This is a genomic window from Mesorhizobium sp. M7A.F.Ca.CA.004.04.2.1 (assembly GCF_004022825.1).
Lineage (GTDB): Bacteria > Pseudomonadota > Alphaproteobacteria > Rhizobiales > Rhizobiaceae > Mesorhizobium.
The window spans coordinates 1-421 of sequence record NZ_RZPH01000242.1 but is presented as its reverse complement, the minus strand read 5'-3'; the positions used below and the strand labels follow the sequence as shown (position 1 = coordinate 421).

Annotated in this window: 1 protein-coding gene; it reads left to right on the top strand. The window is 64.1% G+C overall.

What is annotated here, in order from left to right:
* Positions 1-258, top strand: a 258-nt coding sequence (locus EN893_RS39215) for a MerR family DNA-binding protein (RefSeq protein WP_245490825.1), incomplete at its 5' end; no start/stop codon positions are given.
* Between the last annotated feature and the right edge of the window lie 163 nt (positions 259-421).

Genomic DNA, 421 nt, shown 5'->3' with positions numbered 1-421 from the left:
GCCCGCGGCCTCGGCTTCGCCGTCGAGGACATCCGCTCCCTGATCGAGTTGAGCGGCCACCCCGAGCAGCCCTGCGGCCACGCCGACAAGATCGCCGAGGAGCAACTGATCTCGGTGCGGGAAAAGATTGCCCAGTTGAAGCGGCTCGAGGCCGAGCTCGAACGCATCGCCACGTGCTGCAATGGCCAGACGGTCGGCGACTGCTACGTCATCCGCGCGCTATCGGATCATGCGCTGTGCGCCGATGAGCATGATTGAGAGGTTCGAAGGACAAGCTTACGCGTCAAAGTCGGCGCCGCCCCTCATCTGGCTGCCGCCATCTTCTCCCCGTAAACGGGGCGAAGGACGCTGTCATCAATGGTTTCGCCAATCGCCAACGTTGCAGAGATGGCACCGAGGTCGCGACCAGCCCCTTCTCCCC